Source organism: Luteitalea sp. TBR-22, from assembly GCF_016865485.1.
In the GTDB taxonomy this organism is placed as follows: domain Bacteria; phylum Acidobacteriota; class Vicinamibacteria; order Vicinamibacterales; family Vicinamibacteraceae; genus Luteitalea.
The window spans coordinates 5,184,676-5,200,198 of record NZ_AP024452.1 but is presented as its reverse complement, the minus strand read 5'-3'; the positions used below and the strand labels follow the sequence as shown (position 1 = coordinate 5,200,198).

10 protein-coding genes are annotated in these 15,523 nt (G+C 71.1%); 2 read left to right on the top strand and 8 right to left on the bottom strand.

All coding sequences use genetic code 11. From position 1 onward, the window contains the following. Nucleotides 1-58: 58 nt before the first annotated feature. Both TBR22_RS21600 and TBR22_RS21595 read right to left on the bottom strand, forming a co-directional pair. Entirely contained in the window at nt 59-1,024 is a 966-nt protein-coding gene (locus TBR22_RS21600; RefSeq protein ID WP_239489906.1) for a hypothetical protein, read from the bottom strand. A 283-nt stretch (nt 1,025-1,307) separates the two neighbouring features. Continuing rightward, nucleotides 1,308-2,306, bottom strand: a complete 999-nt coding sequence (locus TBR22_RS21595; protein ID WP_239489905.1) for an aldo/keto reductase — start codon at nt 2,304-2,306, stop codon at nt 1,308-1,310. A 36-nt stretch (nt 2,307-2,342) separates the two neighbouring features. Between TBR22_RS21595 and TBR22_RS21590 the strand changes: the two genes are divergently transcribed. Together TBR22_RS21590 and TBR22_RS21585 are read left to right on the top strand one after the other, a co-directional pair. Next, nucleotides 2,343-4,493, top strand: a complete 2,151-nt coding sequence (locus tag TBR22_RS21590; protein ID WP_239489904.1) for a cytochrome P450 — start codon at nt 2,343-2,345, stop codon at nt 4,491-4,493. Further along, nucleotides 4,490-5,521: an aldehyde reductase gene (locus TBR22_RS21585; protein WP_239489903.1), complete on the top strand. Its 1,032-nt coding sequence runs from the start codon at nt 4,490-4,492 to the stop codon at nt 5,519-5,521. Before TBR22_RS21590 ends, TBR22_RS21585 begins: the two co-directional genes overlap by 4 nt. A gap of 126 nt (nt 5,522-5,647) precedes the next feature. Here TBR22_RS21585 and TBR22_RS21580 read toward each other — a convergent pair whose 3' ends face one another. From TBR22_RS21580 to TBR22_RS21555, 6 genes are all read right to left on the bottom strand, one after another. Further along, nucleotides 5,648-7,705: a M13 family metallopeptidase gene (locus TBR22_RS21580; protein ID WP_239489902.1), complete on the bottom strand. Its 2,058-nt coding sequence runs from the start codon at nt 7,703-7,705 to the stop codon at nt 5,648-5,650. Nucleotides 7,706-7,844: 139 nt separating this feature from the next. Then, the gene (locus tag TBR22_RS21575) at nt 7,845-8,864 is read right to left on the bottom strand and encodes a hypothetical protein (protein ID WP_239489901.1); all 1,020 of its coding nucleotides are present in this window, start codon (nt 8,862-8,864) and stop codon (nt 7,845-7,847) included. A gap of 11 nt (nt 8,865-8,875) precedes the next feature. Then, complete coding sequence (locus TBR22_RS21570) at nt 8,876-10,600, bottom strand: hypothetical protein (RefSeq protein ID WP_239489900.1); 1,725 nt, start codon at nt 10,598-10,600, stop codon at nt 8,876-8,878. Nucleotides 10,601-10,683: 83 nt separating this feature from the next. Then, complete coding sequence (locus tag TBR22_RS21565) at nt 10,684-11,166, bottom strand: chemotaxis protein CheW (protein ID WP_239489899.1); 483 nt, start codon at nt 11,164-11,166, stop codon at nt 10,684-10,686. A gap of 26 nt (nt 11,167-11,192) precedes the next feature. Beyond that, nucleotides 11,193-13,148 (bottom strand): methyl-accepting chemotaxis protein, encoded by a 1,956-nt coding sequence (locus TBR22_RS21560; RefSeq protein ID WP_239489898.1) that lies wholly within the window; start codon nt 13,146-13,148, stop codon nt 11,193-11,195. Between the two features lie 243 nt (nt 13,149-13,391). After that, complete coding sequence (locus tag TBR22_RS21555; RefSeq protein ID WP_239489897.1) at nt 13,392-15,467, bottom strand: chemotaxis protein CheA; 2,076 nt, start codon at nt 15,465-15,467, stop codon at nt 13,392-13,394. Nucleotides 15,468-15,523: the final 56 nt, after the last annotated feature.

Genomic DNA, 15,523 nt, shown 5'->3' with positions numbered 1-15,523 from the left:
ACCGCGTTCAGGCCGTGGCCGTCGACCTTCAGGTCGACGGTCAGTGGTGCCTCCGGGTTCACACCAGGCGGTACCCCAGGTCGAACCCCGGCGTCTCCCCGTCCTGGTGCACGAGGATCTCGTGGATGTCGTGCGGATGCGTGCCGCCCGTGCGCTTGTGCTTGAACAGGTCGAGGAAGTGCCCGAGCAGGTCGCCGCTCTCGTCGATGTCGGCATCGAGCAGCACGTCGTCCATGCCGCGCAGGCGCGTCAGCGTCAGCTGGAAGTTGCCCTTCCGGTGCGTCGACTTGAGGCTCACCATGTCGACGATGTCGGGCTGCAGGGCTGGCGGCACGTTGGGCCGATGATTGCCGGCCGGTGTCGCCTCGTAGTCGGTCGCGAAGTGATCGAGGTGCTCGCGCACGTGGTTCACCAGGCGGAGCATCTCCGGGTCGACCATGGCGAGCATCCGCTCGCGCCCGATCGCGACGATGCGCCTGACGAACGAGAACCACGACCGCTCGCGGCCGATCGGCTCCTGGATGCTGTCGAGACGGTAGAACAGGTTCAGCAACGACGTCTTCGCGAGCGTCGCCTCATCGCCGGCCAGACCGTTCCACGTCTCCTTGACCAGGAGCGGGGCAACGATCCGTCCCGGCCGCGCCCGGTCGAAGAACGTGACGTCGGGCGAGGCACGGAGCGCCTTCTGGAGGGTCGCGAACGAGCGTGGCAGGTCATCCCACGCGGTGAAGCGCGGTGCCCACGCGAGCGGCTCGCGCCACAGGCGCAGCGTCTCGTCGACGCTCGTGCCCGGCGTCGCGAAGAACACGGGGGACCGCGCGAAGCGGAACCGCGCCGGATCGATCTCGCACACCAGGACGTCGGGCGAGCCGGGCAGGGTGAACTGCACCGGGCGCCCGTCGAGCGCGACCTGCATCTGGTCGCCCACCTGGCGGTTGTCGGCCACCTTGCGGAACGTGAAGAAGGTGGCGGGATCGCGGATCGGGGTGCCCGACACGTCGGCGAGGCGGAACCGCACGGCCACCGTGTCCACCGCTCGCGCCGCGCGAGCGGTCGCCCGCGGAGCCGCCGATCGCCGGGACCGCGCGGGCCCTGCTGCCGTGACGTGCCGCGTCGACACGCGCCGCCGAGGCGCGGGCTTCTTGCGTGTGGTCGTCGCCTTGCGAGTCTTCGCCATGACGACAAGAACGCTGCGCGGGCCGAGTCAGCACAAGCGGATCCTCCACGCCTGCCTGCGCAACGCCGAACACGGGCCGGGGGCGAGCACCGACCGCGCAGTCCGGGTCCCCAGCCTCCAGCGCCCAGCCTCAGCCCACCACCGTCTTCATCCACGGCGCGGTGTTGTGGAAGTTCACCACCGCGCTGCCGGGTGGGTTGATCGCGTCGCACGCCGCGCGCGTGTCGGCGTCGAGCGTCATCTCCAGCACCGGCAGCAGGCTCTCGAGCTGCGCGAGCGTCCGGGGGCCGACGATCGGCGCGGTCACGCCGGGCTGATCCTTGCACCAGGCGAGCGCCAACTGCCCGGGCGGCAGGCCACGCTCGGCCGCCAGGGCGGAGAACTTCGCGCCCGCCTCGATCCCGCGTGCCGTGACACGGTCGGCGTAGATGCTGCCGGGCTGGCGTGCCGCCCGCGAGTCGTCAGGCAAGGTGGTGCCCGCCGGATAGCGGCCCGCGAGCACGCCCTGCGCCAGCGGCGCCCACGGGATCAGTCCCAGGCCGTGGCGCAGCGCCAGGGGCACCAGCTCGTTCTCGATGCGCCGGTCCAGCAGGTTGTACGGCGGCTGCTCGGTCACCATGCGCGGCAGCCCGCTGCGCTCCGCCGCGGCAATCGCTTCCATCACCATCCAGGCCGGATGCGTGGAGCAGCCGACGTAGCGCACCTTGCCTGCCCGCACGAGATCGCCGAGCGCGCCCAGCGTCTCCTCGATGGGGATCTCGGGGCTCGGCCGGTGCAACTGGTACAGGTCGATCCAGTCGGTCTTGAGGCGGCGCAGCGAGTCGTCGCAGGCCCGCAGGATGTGCAGGCGGGAGTTGCCCGCGTCGTTGGGGCCGGGGCCGGTCCGGTAGTGCACCTTGGTGGCGAGCACGACCTGGTCGCGACGTCCCGCGAGGGCCTTGCCGAGCAGCGCCTCGCTGCCACCGTCGTTGTAGATGTTCGCCGTGTCGACGAAGTTGATGCCGGCGTCGAGGGCGGCGTGCACGATGCGGATGGCTTCCTCGTCCGGCGTGGGGCCTCCGAAGTTCATGGCCCCGAGGCAGAGGGGGGAGACGCGGACGCCGCTGCGCCCGAGGAGTCGGTAGTCCATGCTGGAGATATATCAGCTCTGGTATCGTTCGCCCACATGGCCGAACCACCGCCGATGTGCCCGGGGAGCTGGCTGCTCGGCAACGCGCGTGCGCTGCTCGACGACACGGCCGGCGCAATCACCGAGGGCTATCGCCGGTGCGGGCCCGTGTTCCGGGTGCGCGCCGCCTGGCGCACCTACACGATCGTCGCTGGCGCCGAGGCGTCGGAGTTCATGGCGATGGGGCTCGGGCCGGCGCACCTGTCGCGGGAACGCCTGTTTGGCCCCATCGCGCACGAGTTCGGTCGCGCCGACCTCATCCTGAAGGAGATCGGTCCTTCACACGCCCGCTTGCGTCCCGCGCTGGTGGTGCCGTACTCGCGGCAGGTCGCCTCCTTGCACGTGCCCGCGTTGATGGACGTCGTCGGCCGACTGGTGCGCGCCTGGCCGGAGGGGACCACCGGGCCCGCCGTGCGCGAGACCAAGCGCCTGGCCTTCGAGATGTACCGCGTGCTGCTCGGCCGCCCGGAGATCGCGTTCCACGACTGCCTGCGCATGACCGACTACCTGATGAACGTCGCGGCGCGGCAGCTTCCGCCCGTCGTGCTGCGGCTGCCGTGGTATCGGGCCTCGCATCGGCGCACGTACGGCGCCATCACCGACCTCGTCCGCGCCCGTCGCAACCGCCCCGCCAGCGACAGCGATGTTCCGCCCACCATCATCGACGCCCTGTGGTCGGCGCGCGACGCCTCGGGCGCGCCTTTCACCGAGGACGAGGTCGTCGGCTACGCGGCATACGGCATCGGCGCCAGCATCGGCTACGTCGGGCGCCTCACGGCGTTCATGCTGTACGAGATCCTGCGCGACCCCGACCTGCTCGAGGCCGTGCGGCGCGAGGTGCGCGACGCCGTGGCCCGCGGCATCGACGACGCCGCGGCCGTGCGGTCGCTGACGCTGCTGCGGTCGGTCTACGACGAGACGCTGCGGCTGCATTCGCTCGCCATCGGCCTGCCGTTCGACGTCGTCGAGGACATCGACTTCCTCGGCCGCCGCATCCGCCGTGGCGACTCGCTCGTGGTGTCGCCGGTGCCCACCAGCTACGACCCTGCGTTGTTCCCGGAGCCCGGGCGTTTCGATCCCGCGAGATGTCGGCCGCCGCGGCAGGAGCACCGACGGCCCGGCGCCTGCATGCCGTTCGGTCTCGGAGATCGCCGATGTGCCGCGATGGGCCTCGTCGAGCTGATGTCGATGCTGCTCGTGGGCACCGTGCTGCACGAGCGCGGCGTGGCCATGGCCCCGGCCGACTACCGCCTGCGTCGCAGCACCCATCCGCTGCCGTCACCGGACCGCCGCTTCCGGCTCCGGGTGTCGGGGGGCGAGCGTTCCGAGGCCGGCCAGGCGGCGCCGGTCGTCGCGCCCGAGGAGGCCCTGCTGTCGGCCTTCCCCGGGCACGAGGAGCCGACGGTGCAGGCGACGCTGGCCGCCGCCCGCCGCTGCACCTACGCGCCGGGAGAGGTCATCCTCCGCCAGGGCGACCAGGCCGACACGTTCCACGTGATCGAGCAGGGCGCGGTGGTGGTCTCGCGCACCGATGACCGTGGGCCTCGCGAGGTGGCACGGCTCGGATCGGGACAGTGGTTCGGCGAGGCCGGCTTGCTCCAGCGCGCACCGCGCAACGCGACAGTGACGGCCGCCGAGGCCGGAGCCGTGACCCGCGCCATCGACGGCGAGTCCTTTCTCGCCATGGTGGCCGCCTCCGATCTCGTGGCCTCCGAGATCGGGCAGCTGTTGCGGCGGCGGGCGGCGACGGCGCGGCTCATGGACGGCCTGCCGCTCCTGACGCCGGCCATGCTGGCCGCCGTCCTGCCCGAGTTCGCCCCGCGCCATCACGTCTCCGGCGACGTGGTGATCGCCGAGGGCGATCCGGCCGACGAGTTCTTCGTGATCATCGAGGGACAGGTCGAGGTGACGCGTCTCGATCGCGAGGCTCGGCCCGTGCTGCTCGCCAGCCTCGGTCCCGGCGACTACTTCGGGGAGATGGGCCTGCTGCGTGGCGCGCCGAGGAATGCGACCGTGCGCGCCTCGACGCCCCTCGAGGTGCTCGTCACGGGTCGCTCCGGCTTCGACAGGCTGCTGGCCGAGGGCGGCGGCACGGCGGGTGCGCTCGCGCAGGCCATGCTGTCGCGCACCCATCGCCTCGCATCATGAGCAGCACCGAAGCCCCACTCGTCACCGTGACCGGCGCATCCGGTTTCATCGCGCTCCACTGCATCCGGGCGCTGCTCGACGGAGGCTGGCGGGTGCGCGGCACGATCCGGTCCCTCGACAAGGCCGCCGGCGTGCGTGCCGCCCTGGCCGACGTGCCGGACCTCGACGATCGGCTCACGCTCGTGGCCGCCGAGCTGATGCACGACGATGGCTGGCCGGAGGCGGTCGAGGGCAGTACGTACGTCCTCCACACCGCCTCGCCCGTGCTCGCCCGTCGTCCCCGCGACCCGCAGGAGGTGATCGCGCCCGCGCAGCAGGGCACGCGCCGCGTGCTCGAGGCCTCCGCGGCGGCGGGCGTCCGACGCGTGGTGTTCACCTCGTCGGTGGCGGCCGTGCTGTCGGGGCGATCGCGCGGGCCGCACGTCTTCACCGAGGACGACTGGAGCGACCTCGACGGCGAGATGCCGGCGTACAGCCGCGGCAAGACGCTCGCCGAGCGCGACGCGTGGGCATTGGTCCGCGGGTTGCCGGCCGGCCGGTCGATGGAGTTGGTCACGGTCAATCCGACCTACGTCCTGGGGCCGTCGCTGTCGGTGGGCGGCAACGCCTCCAATGAGCTCGTCCGGAAGCTGCTGGATCGCGAAGTGCCTGGCGTGCCGCGGCTGATGCTGCCGGTGGTCGACGTGCGCGACGTCGCCGCGCTCCACGTGCTGGCGATGACGCGCCCCGAGGCGGCGGGGCAGCGGTTCATCGCGTCGGAGGGGGATTACTGGTACGCCGAGGTGGCGCGCATGCTCGCCGATTCCGGCCAGCGGGTGCCGACGCGGGTGGTGCCGGACTGGCTGGTGCGGGTGCTCGGCTGGTTCGACCCGACCGTGCGCCTCGTGGTGGGCGAACTCGGCATCGAGTGCCATGTCTCGTCGGACAAGGCGCGGCGGATGCTGGGCTGGACGACGCGACCGGTGGAGGAGACCCTCCGCGACACGGCCGCGGACATGCTGGCGAGACGTTTGACGTTTGACGTTTGACGTTTGACGTTTGACGTTGAACGCCGATCCGAAGGCCCAAGGCCCAAGGCCCAAGGCCCAAGGCCCAAGGCCCAAGGCCCAAGCCGATAGCGGGGGCGCGTGCGAAGAACGCGCCCCCCGTCCCACCTACCAGATCTTCACGCGCTGGTCGGGCGGCAGGTACAGCTTGTCGCCTTCCTTCACGTTGAAGGCGGCGTACCACTCGTCCATGTTGCGGACGACGCCGTTGCAGCGGAACTCGGGCATCGAGTGCGGATCGGTGACGAGGCGCTGGCGCGTGTCGTCCTCGCGCGCCAGGGCGCGCCATACCTGCGCCCAGGCGAGGAAGAACCGCTGATCACCCGTGAGGCCGTCGATGACCGGCGCCTCCTTGCCGTTCAAGGAAAGCTTGTAGGCGGTGTAGGCCATCGTCAGGCCGCCGAGGTCGCCGATGTTCTCGCCCATCGTGAGGTCGCCGTTGATGCAGCCGTTGGGCACGGGGCAGTACTTCGCGTACTGCGCGCCGAGCTGCCTGGTGGCGGCCTTGAACTTGGCGTCGGTCTCCGGCGTCCACCAGTTGCGCGTCCGGCCGGCCTCGTCGAAGGCGCGGCCCTGGTCGTCGAAGCCGTGGCCGATCTCGTGGCCGATCACGCCGCCGATGGCGCCGTAGTTGACCGCCGGGTCGGCGTTGACGTCGAAGAAGGGCGGCTGCAGGATGGCCGCCGGGAACGTGATCTGGTTCATCAGCGGGTTGTAGTAGGCGTTGACCTCCTGCGGGTTCATGCCCCACTCCTCGCGGTCCACCGGCTTGCCAAGGCGCGCGACCTGCCGCTTCCACTCGAAGGCGCGTGCGTTGACCACGTTCTCGAACAGCGTGCCCTTGTCGATGGTGAGCGCCGAGTAGTCGCGCCACTTGGACGGGTAGCCGACCCGCGGCTCGAACGTCGCGAGCTTCTTCAGCGCCTCGGCGCGCGTCGCCTCGTCCATCCACGGCAGCGTCTTCAGGCGTCCCTCGAGGGCCTTGCGCAGGTTGGCCACCAGCGCATCCATCTTGGCCTTGTGATCGGGCGGGAAGAACTTCGCCACGTAGGCCTCGCCGACGCCCTCGCCGATGTTCTGGTCGAGCAGCGTGACGCCGCGCTTCCATCGCTCGCGCTTGGCCTCGAGGCCGCGCAGCGTCTTGCCGAAGAACTCGAAACTCGCGTCGTCGAAGGCCTTCGGCAGGTTCGTCGCGTTGTCGGACGCCAGGTGGAACGCCAGGTACTTCTTCCACGCCGCCACCGGCTGGCTGCCGACCAGCGCCGCGCCGTTCTTCACCGCCGTGTCGCCATAGGCCACCACCTTCGCCGGGTTGGGGGGCAGGCCCAGGCCGGCCATGAACGCATCCCAGTCGACCGTCGGCGCGAACGTCTTGAACTGCGCGAACGGCATCGGCTTGATCGCCCTGGCCACGTCGCGCAACTCGGCCTGCTTCCAGTGGCCGCGCGCGATGGTCGTCTCGAGCGCGATCACCTGGTCGGCCGAGGCGGCCGGCGTCGCGTCGCCGAGCAGCTCGAAGATCTTCGTGACGTACGCCTTGTACGCGGTGCGGTACTTGTCGAACGACGCACCCTTCTCGAGGTAGTAGTCGCGGTCGGGCATGCCGAGGCCGTCCTGGCCGGCCCAGATCGCGTACTGCTTCGGATCCTGCGGGTCGGCCTCGATGCCGATGCTGAACGGCGCCGCGAACTCGGGCGTCGCCATGAGCGCGAGCACGCCCTTCGTGTCGGTGACGGCCTCGATCTTGGCCAGGTACGGCTTGAGCGGCGCGGTGCCGCGCGCCTCGATGGCGGCCTCGTCCATCCAGCTGGCGTACATGTCGCCGACCTTGGCCGGCGTGGTGCCGGGCGCCGGCTTCTTCGCGGCCAGCTCCTCGAGCACGGCCTTCACGTCGGCCTCCGACTTGTCGCCCAGCGCGTCGAAGGCGCCGTACCGGGCCTTGTCGGCCGGCATCTTGAACGTCGCCAGCCACTTGCCGTTGGCGTGGCGGAAGAAGTCGTCGCCGGGCTTCACCGTCGTGTCCATGTTGGACAGGTCGACGCCGAAGGTGCCCAGCGCGGGCTTGGCAGGCGCCGGGGCGGCAGTCTCGGCCTTCGGGGCCGGAGGCTGGGAGGAGCAGCCGGCAACCAGGCAGGTTGCGGCGGCCGCAAGCAGGGCACGTCTCATCGAATCACCTCAGGGATGTGGCGGCTCGCGGCCGGTCGCGGCGAGCGCCTCCCGACGATGGTACATCTCGACACTGGTGGGGCGACGAGCCAGCTCATCCTGAGGTGACGAACCGGTGGCCCACGGGGACGGGACGTCGTCAGCGGGGGGCCTGGCGCTGCAGATACCCGAACACGCGATCGGCGGCCGCGAGCGCCTCGGCGTCCTGGTGCACGAGGCCGTACAGGGTGAGCGCCTGCATCACCTCGGTGTAGTTCACGTTTTTCGGCTCGCCCCCGTAGGAGACCTCCGCGCCCACGCCCGTGCGCGTGTTGCCGCGCACGTCGACCTCCCCGGTCGGCAGGATCCGCGACACCTGCCAGGCGATCGCCTTGCCGAAGGCGGCCTCCGCCTCGGGCATCGGCACGTGCAGCGTCAGCACCTGCCCGAACAGCACCGAGACGACGTTGTAGCTGGAGTCGCGGCCGCCCTTCTCGACGAACACGCCGCCCTCGTCCCGCAGCGTGAGCGCGTGCGTCATCAGTCGCCGCGACTGCGCCACGAGCGCCGGATCGCCGATCGCCAGGCCGCCGAGGCCGAGCGCCTTGGCGCCGATGATGATGCGATTGGGCGCATGGCTGGTCTCGCGGATGATCGTGTCCACGCCGCCGCTGATGAAGGTGAGCGCCTTGCGCAGCTTCGGCTCGAGCGCCGCGATGCGCGCGGCGAAATGTGCCGCGTGCGGCGACTGCCGGATCACGAGCACGGCCCGCGCGTACTCCTGGACGAAGAAGAACGCCGTCTCGACGGCGGCGCCGTACGGACGCGCGCTCTGGCCGTTGGGGCGCGTGGCGGCCTCGAAGCGCCCGTCCTCGAGCTGGTGCGCGAACGCCACGTCGATGCCTCGCCACGCGTCGTCGGCGGCCTTCAGGTCGTCCTGGACGACGGCGTAGATCACGCTGCGGCAGCTGCCGCGCTGCGGTCCGGCCTCGATCCAGTGTCCGTGCACGCGATTGGTGCCCGAGAGGCCCTGAGCGTCAGGCGGCTCGACGACGAGCCGGCCCGGCGGGAAGCGGCGGAGCACGTCGTACTCGCGCAGGGGCGGGCGCTCGGCGCGAGTGCCCATGGGCCACGCGAGCAGGAACACGAGGGCGAGGAGCCCGAGGCGGCAGTGGCGCATCGATCGCATGGTCACGACAGGGTGAGGGTCGCGTGGAAGGGCGTCAGCCCGGTGAGGTACACGCTCTGGCCGTCCCATTTCGGGAGCGCGCCGCGCAGTTGCGTCCAGGTGTGGTCGACCCGACCCGGGCCGAACGTGATCGTGTCGGCGCCGAGCCGGTAGCGACCGGTGCCGGCGCGCAGCAGGAACGCGTCGGCGATGCCCTTCACCGGCTCGACGCCCTCGAGGGTGCCGCCGTGACGGAAGCCGAGCTCGACGGCCACGGGCACGTCGTCGGTACCGGTGATGTCGATGGCGAGCGTCACGACTCCGCCGCGCTCGGAGACGCCGACGTGCGTGTCCAGCACCTGGACGTTGCTCTGCGCACGAAGCGCCCGGCTCTCGCTCGCGAGCGTGCCGTTGGCCGTCATGCGCACGTGGTCGCCGCCGGCGACCTGCGCGGCCGTGAGCGGCTGGTAGTACGGTCCCTCCAGGTGCTGCCGCAGGTGGTACGTGTCGCCCTCGACCTCGAGCGCGGTGCCCGTGAACTGGCCCTTGCCGAAGAACGCCGACGCGACGCGCACGGCCTCGAGCGCCGCCTGGCCGCGGCGCAACGACAGCACCGTGGTGTTGTCGGCCAGCACCGTCGCGCTCATCGCTCCGCGCCGGATGCGCGCCAGCTTCGAGTAGGCGAACACCTTCACGTAGTCGGTCGGCAGGGGAGCCTCGGCGGGCAGTGGCTGCTGCAGCTCCGGCCACTCCAGGAAGGCGGGCAGTTCGCCGCCCAGCTGCGGCCGCGCCGTCCGTTCGATCTGCCGCGCCATCGCCGCGAACCGACCGTTGCCGTCGCGCAGTGCCAGCGCGCGGTAGCTCACGTAGTACCGGGCCATGCTGCCGCGCTGGTAGCGGTCCTGTCGACGGGAGGCCTCGGTGGCGACCTCGCCGTCCGGATGCACGTAGTACAGCGTCATCTCCAGGTTGCGTCGCACCGGGTCGAGCAGGGCCGGCCGCTCGAGCAGCGTCGCCACCGTCAGCAGCGCGCGATCGACGACGGGGGAGTACACGGCGGTGCTGCGCTCGGTGTACTGGCCGTCGGGATCGATGTCGATCGTCTCGGCCAGCCACTGGTCGACGCGCGCGACGTAGTGCGGGTCGGGCCGCAGCGCGTGCAGGCGGGCCAGCGCGGCGCACACCACCCAGCGGTGATTGGGCGTGTGGATCCCGCCGCTGACCAGGGCGTCGCCGGCGCGACGCATGAACGTGTCCAGGGCCTCGCGCACCGGTTGCAGCGGCGCCCAGGCCTGGCGGCGCAGGATGGTCGCGGCCGCCGTCACCGGCTCGAGCACGAACGCCGTGTCGGGCGGCGAGTGGAAGTTGGTGGCGAGCAGGTCGATGGTCCCGTCGTCGTGTTGCGCGCGCAGCAGTGCCTCGGCAGCACGCGCCAGCGGCGTCACCAGGGAGGGGGCCTGGTGGAACGCCGACGCGGGCGACGCACCGGCGGCGACCAGCCCGGCGAGCATCTGCGCCGTGCCGCCCACGGAGGGAAGTCCGTAGTCGTCGAGCAGGCTCCCGTGCCAGCGCGCATCGGGACGACGGTCCTGTTTCGTCAGCCAGATCCGCACGCGCTCGTCGTTGTCGCGGACGAGGGAGTCGACCAGCGGCTCGACGGCCTGGCCCCGTGTCCCCGCCTGGCACATCGCGGCGCCGATGACGCCGGCGCCGATCCGGCCGAACTCCCGTCGAGTGAGCACGCGCATCGCCGATACTGTGCCACCGAACGTGCCGAACGCCGACCCTGTGGTCGGCGTTGCACGCCAGGGACAGCACGAACCCGGAGCGGTCAGGCGGCCTCGGCGCGGGCCGGCTCCTCGCTGCCGACGACACGATCGATGTCGAGCAGGCTGATGAGGCCATCACCGGCCTTGGCCAGGGCGGTGATGAACGACGTGTCCACCGACGCGTCCAACGCCGGCGGCGCCACGACGTCGCTGGCCGCCAGGGTGAGCACGTCGGAGACGGCGTCGACCACCAGGCCGACCATCTTGCCGTTCACCGTCACCAGCACGATGACCGTGAACTTGGTGTACTCCACTTCGGGCATCCCGAACTTGAGCCGAAGGTCCACCACCGGGACCACGGCGCCGCGCAGGTTCATCACGCCCTTGACGTGCGCGGGGGTGTTGGGAATGGCGGTGACCGCCGTGTATCCCTTGATCTCCTGCACCCTCAGTATCTCCAGTCCGAACTGCTCGCTGCCGAGCCGGAACGTCAGGAACTGCCCGCCGGCAACGAGCGCCGGCTCCACTGTCTCGTGTGCTGTCATGGTCCACGTCCTCCGCGCAGGGTGGATCAGAACTCCTGGAACTCGTTGTCGAGGGCCAGCGCCGCGGTCCCGACGGTGGGCACCGTCGGCCGACGGGTCGTGCGGGTGGCCATCGCCACCGGCCGTCGTGCCGCCGCGCGCTGCGGGCCCGGCTCCGCGCTCGCGTCGTCGCCCAGGCGGAAGCGGCGCACCAGGCCCTGCAGCTTGCCGGCCTCGCCCGACAGCGACTCGGACGTGCCCGACATCTCCTCGGTCTGCGAGGCGTTGGCCTGCGTCACCTGGTCCATCTGTGTGACCGCCTTGTTGACCTGTTCGATGCCTGTCGCCTGCTCGCGGCTGGCCGCGGCGATCTCGGCGACGATGTCGGTGACCCGCTTGACCGACGCGACGATGTCGGTCAGGGTCCTGCCCGACGCGTTGACCAGCGCCGAGCCGGCCTCGACCTTGCGCGTCGAGTCGGAGATCAGGTCCTTGATCTCCTTGGCCGCGGTCGCGCTGCGCTGCGCGAGGTTGCGGACCTCGGCCGCCACCACCGCGAAGCCGCGGCCCTGCTCGCCGGCCCGTGCCGCTTCGACCGCCGCGTTGAGGGCCAGGAGGTTCGTCTGGAAGGCGATCTCGTCGATCGTCGTGATGATATCGGCGATCTTGCGCGACGAGTCGTTGATCGCGCTCATCGCCTCGACGGCCTCGCTCACCACCTGGCCACCGTCCTCCGCGGTGCTGCGTGCCCCACCGGCGAGCTGGCTGGCCTGCTGCGCGTTGTCGGCGTTCTGCTTGATGGTCGCGGTCATCTCCTCGAGGCTGGCTGCCGTCTCCTCGAGGCTGCTGGCCTGCTCCTGGGCGCCACTCGAGATCTCCTGCGACGCCGACGCGAGCTGGTCGGCCGACGAGGCCACCGCATTGGCGGTCTCCCGCACGTCGGTCATCGCCTGGCGCAGCCTGGTCACCGCCTCGTTCAGGGCCGCGGCCATCACGCCGAGTTCGCCGGGCAGGTCCGTCCGCACGGCGACCGTCAGGTTGCCGTCGGCCAGCTGCTGTGACGCCTCGCGGACGTTGGCGACCGCGCCGCGCAGCGACGTGAGCCCGGAACCGAGCGCGGTGGCCATGACGCCGAGCTCGCCCGGCAGGTCCTGTCGCACCTGCACGCTGAAGTCGCCCCTGGCCATGCCCTCGGCCGCGCCACGGACGTTGCCGAGCGCCTCCTTGATCTGGGTGATCGCGGCGTTGGTGGCGCGTGCCAGGTCGCCGATCTCGTCGCGCGTGTCGAGGGCGATCTGCTGGCTGAAATCGGCCCTGGCCACGTGCTGCAGCACGGTGACCGTCTCGCCGAGCGGCCGCGTGACCAGCCGGGCGATCGTCCACACGAGCACCACCGTCAGCACCATGCAGGCGCCGACGACGGCCAGCATCGTCACGCGCGTCGATGCGTACGTCGCGTCGATCTCGGCGTTGGCGGCCCGCAGGCGCTCCATCTTGTCCTTCTCGATCGCGTCGATCAGCGTGTCGATCGCGTCGGCCTTCGCGCGCAGGTCCTTCAGCATCGCCTTGGCCGCCTCGTCACGCCCGGCGACGGTCAACCCGAACGCCGTGTCCTGCCCCTCGGCAACCGTGGCCATCTGCCGCTGGACGTCGGCGCTCTGTCGGCGCACCTGGTCGGACACGATCGTCTTGTCGAACGCCGCCATCGCCGTCGCGAACTCCTCGCGAAAGCGCCTGGCGTCGGACCAGCGCTTCTCCTTCTCGGCGGTCGTGTCGTCCAGGATGGCATTGCGCAGCGCCCGCGACGCCCGCACGACGCTGAGGTTGGCCTCCTTGATGTGCGCGATGCCCAGGGCGTGGCGCTCGTACATCAGTGTGTTGAGCTCCTTGACGACGGCGAGGCTGCGCAGCCCCATGACGCCGACCGCGAGCGTGAGCATGAAGCTCACCCCGAAGCCGAGCGCGAGCTTGCTGGCCATCCGCTGGTGCATGAACCACTTCACGATGTGTGCTCCTCGAGGGGACGCCCTCGGTGCGAGGGCGGCGCACGGCCCGTGAGCCGCGCAGGGTGACGTCAGTTGGGGCGGCGGCGCAGGACGAGGCCAGCCGCGACGAGTGGGACATCGGCGACGACGTGGCCGCCTTGAGGTGTCGGCGCCTCGGGAAATTCCCGAGGCGTCGCGCGGCGGCCGTCGCATTGGATGGCGATCTCGTCGATCGTCGCGATGATGTCGGCGATCCTGCGCTCACGCGGCGTCGCGGTCCCGGGAGCGATGGCTGGCGAGTCGCAGCAGGCCGGGGACGTCGAGGATCAGCGCGACGCTGCCATCGCCCATGATCGTCGCGCCCATGACGCCATCGGTCCGTCGGTAGTGGGTGTCGAGGCTCTTGACGACGACCTGCTGCTGGCCGAGCAACTCCTCGCCGAGCAGCGCCACCCGCTGGCCGTCGTGTTCCACGAGCACGACGATGCCGGTGCTCGGGTCGGTGCGGTCGGTCGCGACACCGAACAGCCGGTGCAGCCGCACGAGTGGCATCGCCTCGCCGCGGACGAGGACGACCTCGCCGCGCCCGACGATCGCCTGCACGTCCTGCGGACGCGGTCGCAGCGACTCGACGATCGAGGTGATCGGCAGCACGTAGTGCGTGTCGCCGACCGTGAGGGACTGCCCGTCGAGGATCGCCAGCGTCAGCGGCAGCGTGATGCGACAGACCGAGCCGGCGCCCTTGCGGCTCTCGACGGCGACCGTGCCGTTGATCGCCTGCACGTTGCGGCGCACCACGTCCATCCCGACGCCGCGACCCGACAGGCTGCTGACCTGCTCGGCGGTCGAGAACCCAGGCGCGAAGATCAGCGCCTGGATTTGCTCCTCGGTCAGCACCTCGTGCTCGTGGATCAGGCCCTGGGTGACGGCCTTGGCACGGATGCGTGCCGTGTCGAGCCCCTTGCCGTCGTCGGCGACCTCGATCACGACGTTGCCGCCGCGCGTGAAGGCGCTGAGGCGAATCGTGCCGTGCGCAGGCTTGCCCGCAGCGACGCGGTCGGCCGGCAGTTCGATGCCGTGATCGGCCGCGTTGCGCACCATGTGGGTGAGCGGGTCGCCGATGGCCTCGACCACGCCCTTGTCGAGCTCGGTGTCCTCGCCCTCGAACACCACCTGGATCTGCTTGCCGAGGGCGCCCGAGATGTCGTGCACCACGCGCGGGAAGCGTGCGAACACGCCGCCCACCGGCATCATGCGGATGCCCATGATGCGCTCCTGCAGCTCGCGCGTGTTGCGCGCCAGGACGCCGATGGCGTCGCGGAGTGCCGACAGCGAGTCGGCCGTGAACGTGTCGATGAGCGTGGCCACCATCGACTGCGAGATCACCACCTCGCCGACGAGATCGATCAGGCGGTCTACCTTCTCGGTGGCGACGCGGATGGAGGCGTTCTCGGTGCCGGCGCGGCGTTCCGCACCGACGCGCCGGTCCCCGCCTCGACGTTGCCGGGCCTCGTGGGGTGGGTCGGCTGCCGTGCTGCCGGGCGTGGCGCCGCATGCGGGATCGGGGTCGGGCGTGCGTGTGGCCGACGGCGGGTCGCACCGTTCGATCACCAGCTGCGCGCCGTCCTCGGCAAACAGGAACACGTCGCGCAGGGCGTCGGCGCCGCGGGGCGTCTCGATGTGGAACGTCCAGCCGACGTAGCACGTCTCGGGGTCGAAGGCCGAGGCCTCCGGGATGGCCGCGTCGTGCAGCTGCACGGCGACGATGCGACCCTGACTGGCCAGATCGCGCAACAGCACCAGGGGGTCCAGGCCCTGCCTGAAGATGTCGGCGCACGGCCTGAACTCCACCCGCCAGCGTGCGCCGGCGCCCGTGCCTGCCGTTTCCGGACTGGCCGTCGCGAGCGCCTGCGCGACGCCGGTCACCTCGGCGGTCGCCTCGGAAGCGGTCGCACCGAGGAGCACCTGCTCGAGCGAACGCTCGACCGCGGCGCGCTCGCCCGGCTCCGGGTCACCGGTCCGCGCCGACGCCAGCAGTCCACGCAACACGTCGTTGGCCTGCAGCAGCAGGTCGGCGAGATCGCGAGTGCACGGCAGGCGGCCCTCACGCAACCGGTCGAGCACGTTCTCGAGGACGTGCGTGAACTCGCCGACGGCCGTCAGCCCGAACACGCCGCTGCCGCCCTTGATGGAGTGGGCGGCCCGGAAGATGGCGTCGAGGACTTCGCGGTCGGCGCCACCGTCAGCGAGGCCGAGCAGTGCGGCCTCCATGGCGGCCACGTGCTCGGTGGCCTCCTCGAAGTAGGTGTCCTTGAAGCGGGACAGGTCGATGGACATGACGGCGGTGCGGGAATCGGGAGTCGGGAGTCGGGAGTGGGGAGTCGGGAGTCGGG

What these genes read in the sequence shown, in the direction of transcription:
- TBR22_RS21595 (WP_239489905.1), bottom strand. Translation starts at nt 2,306, where the DNA reads ATGGACTACCGACTCCTCGGGCGCAGCGGCGTCCGCGTCTCCCCCCTC.
- TBR22_RS21590 (WP_239489904.1), top strand. Translation starts at nt 2,343, where the DNA reads ATGGCCGAACCACCGCCGATGTGCCCGGGGAGCTGGCTGCTCGGCAAC.
- TBR22_RS21585 (WP_239489903.1), top strand. Translation starts at nt 4,490, where the DNA reads ATGAGCAGCACCGAAGCCCCACTCGTCACCGTGACCGGCGCATCCGGT.
- TBR22_RS21580 (WP_239489902.1), bottom strand. Translation starts at nt 7,705, where the DNA reads ATGAGACGTGCCCTGCTTGCGGCCGCCGCAACCTGCCTGGTTGCCGGC.
- TBR22_RS21575 (WP_239489901.1), bottom strand. Translation starts at nt 8,864, where the DNA reads ATGCGCCACTGCCGCCTCGGGCTCCTCGCCCTCGTGTTCCTGCTCGCG.
- TBR22_RS21570 (WP_239489900.1), bottom strand. Translation starts at nt 10,600, where the DNA reads ATGCGCGTGCTCACTCGACGGGAGTTCGGCCGGATCGGCGCCGGCGTC.
- TBR22_RS21565 (WP_239489899.1), bottom strand. Translation starts at nt 11,166, where the DNA reads ATGACAGCACACGAGACAGTGGAGCCGGCGCTCGTTGCCGGCGGGCAG.
- TBR22_RS21555 (WP_239489897.1), bottom strand. Translation starts at nt 15,467, where the DNA reads ATGTCCATCGACCTGTCCCGCTTCAAGGACACCTACTTCGAGGAGGCC.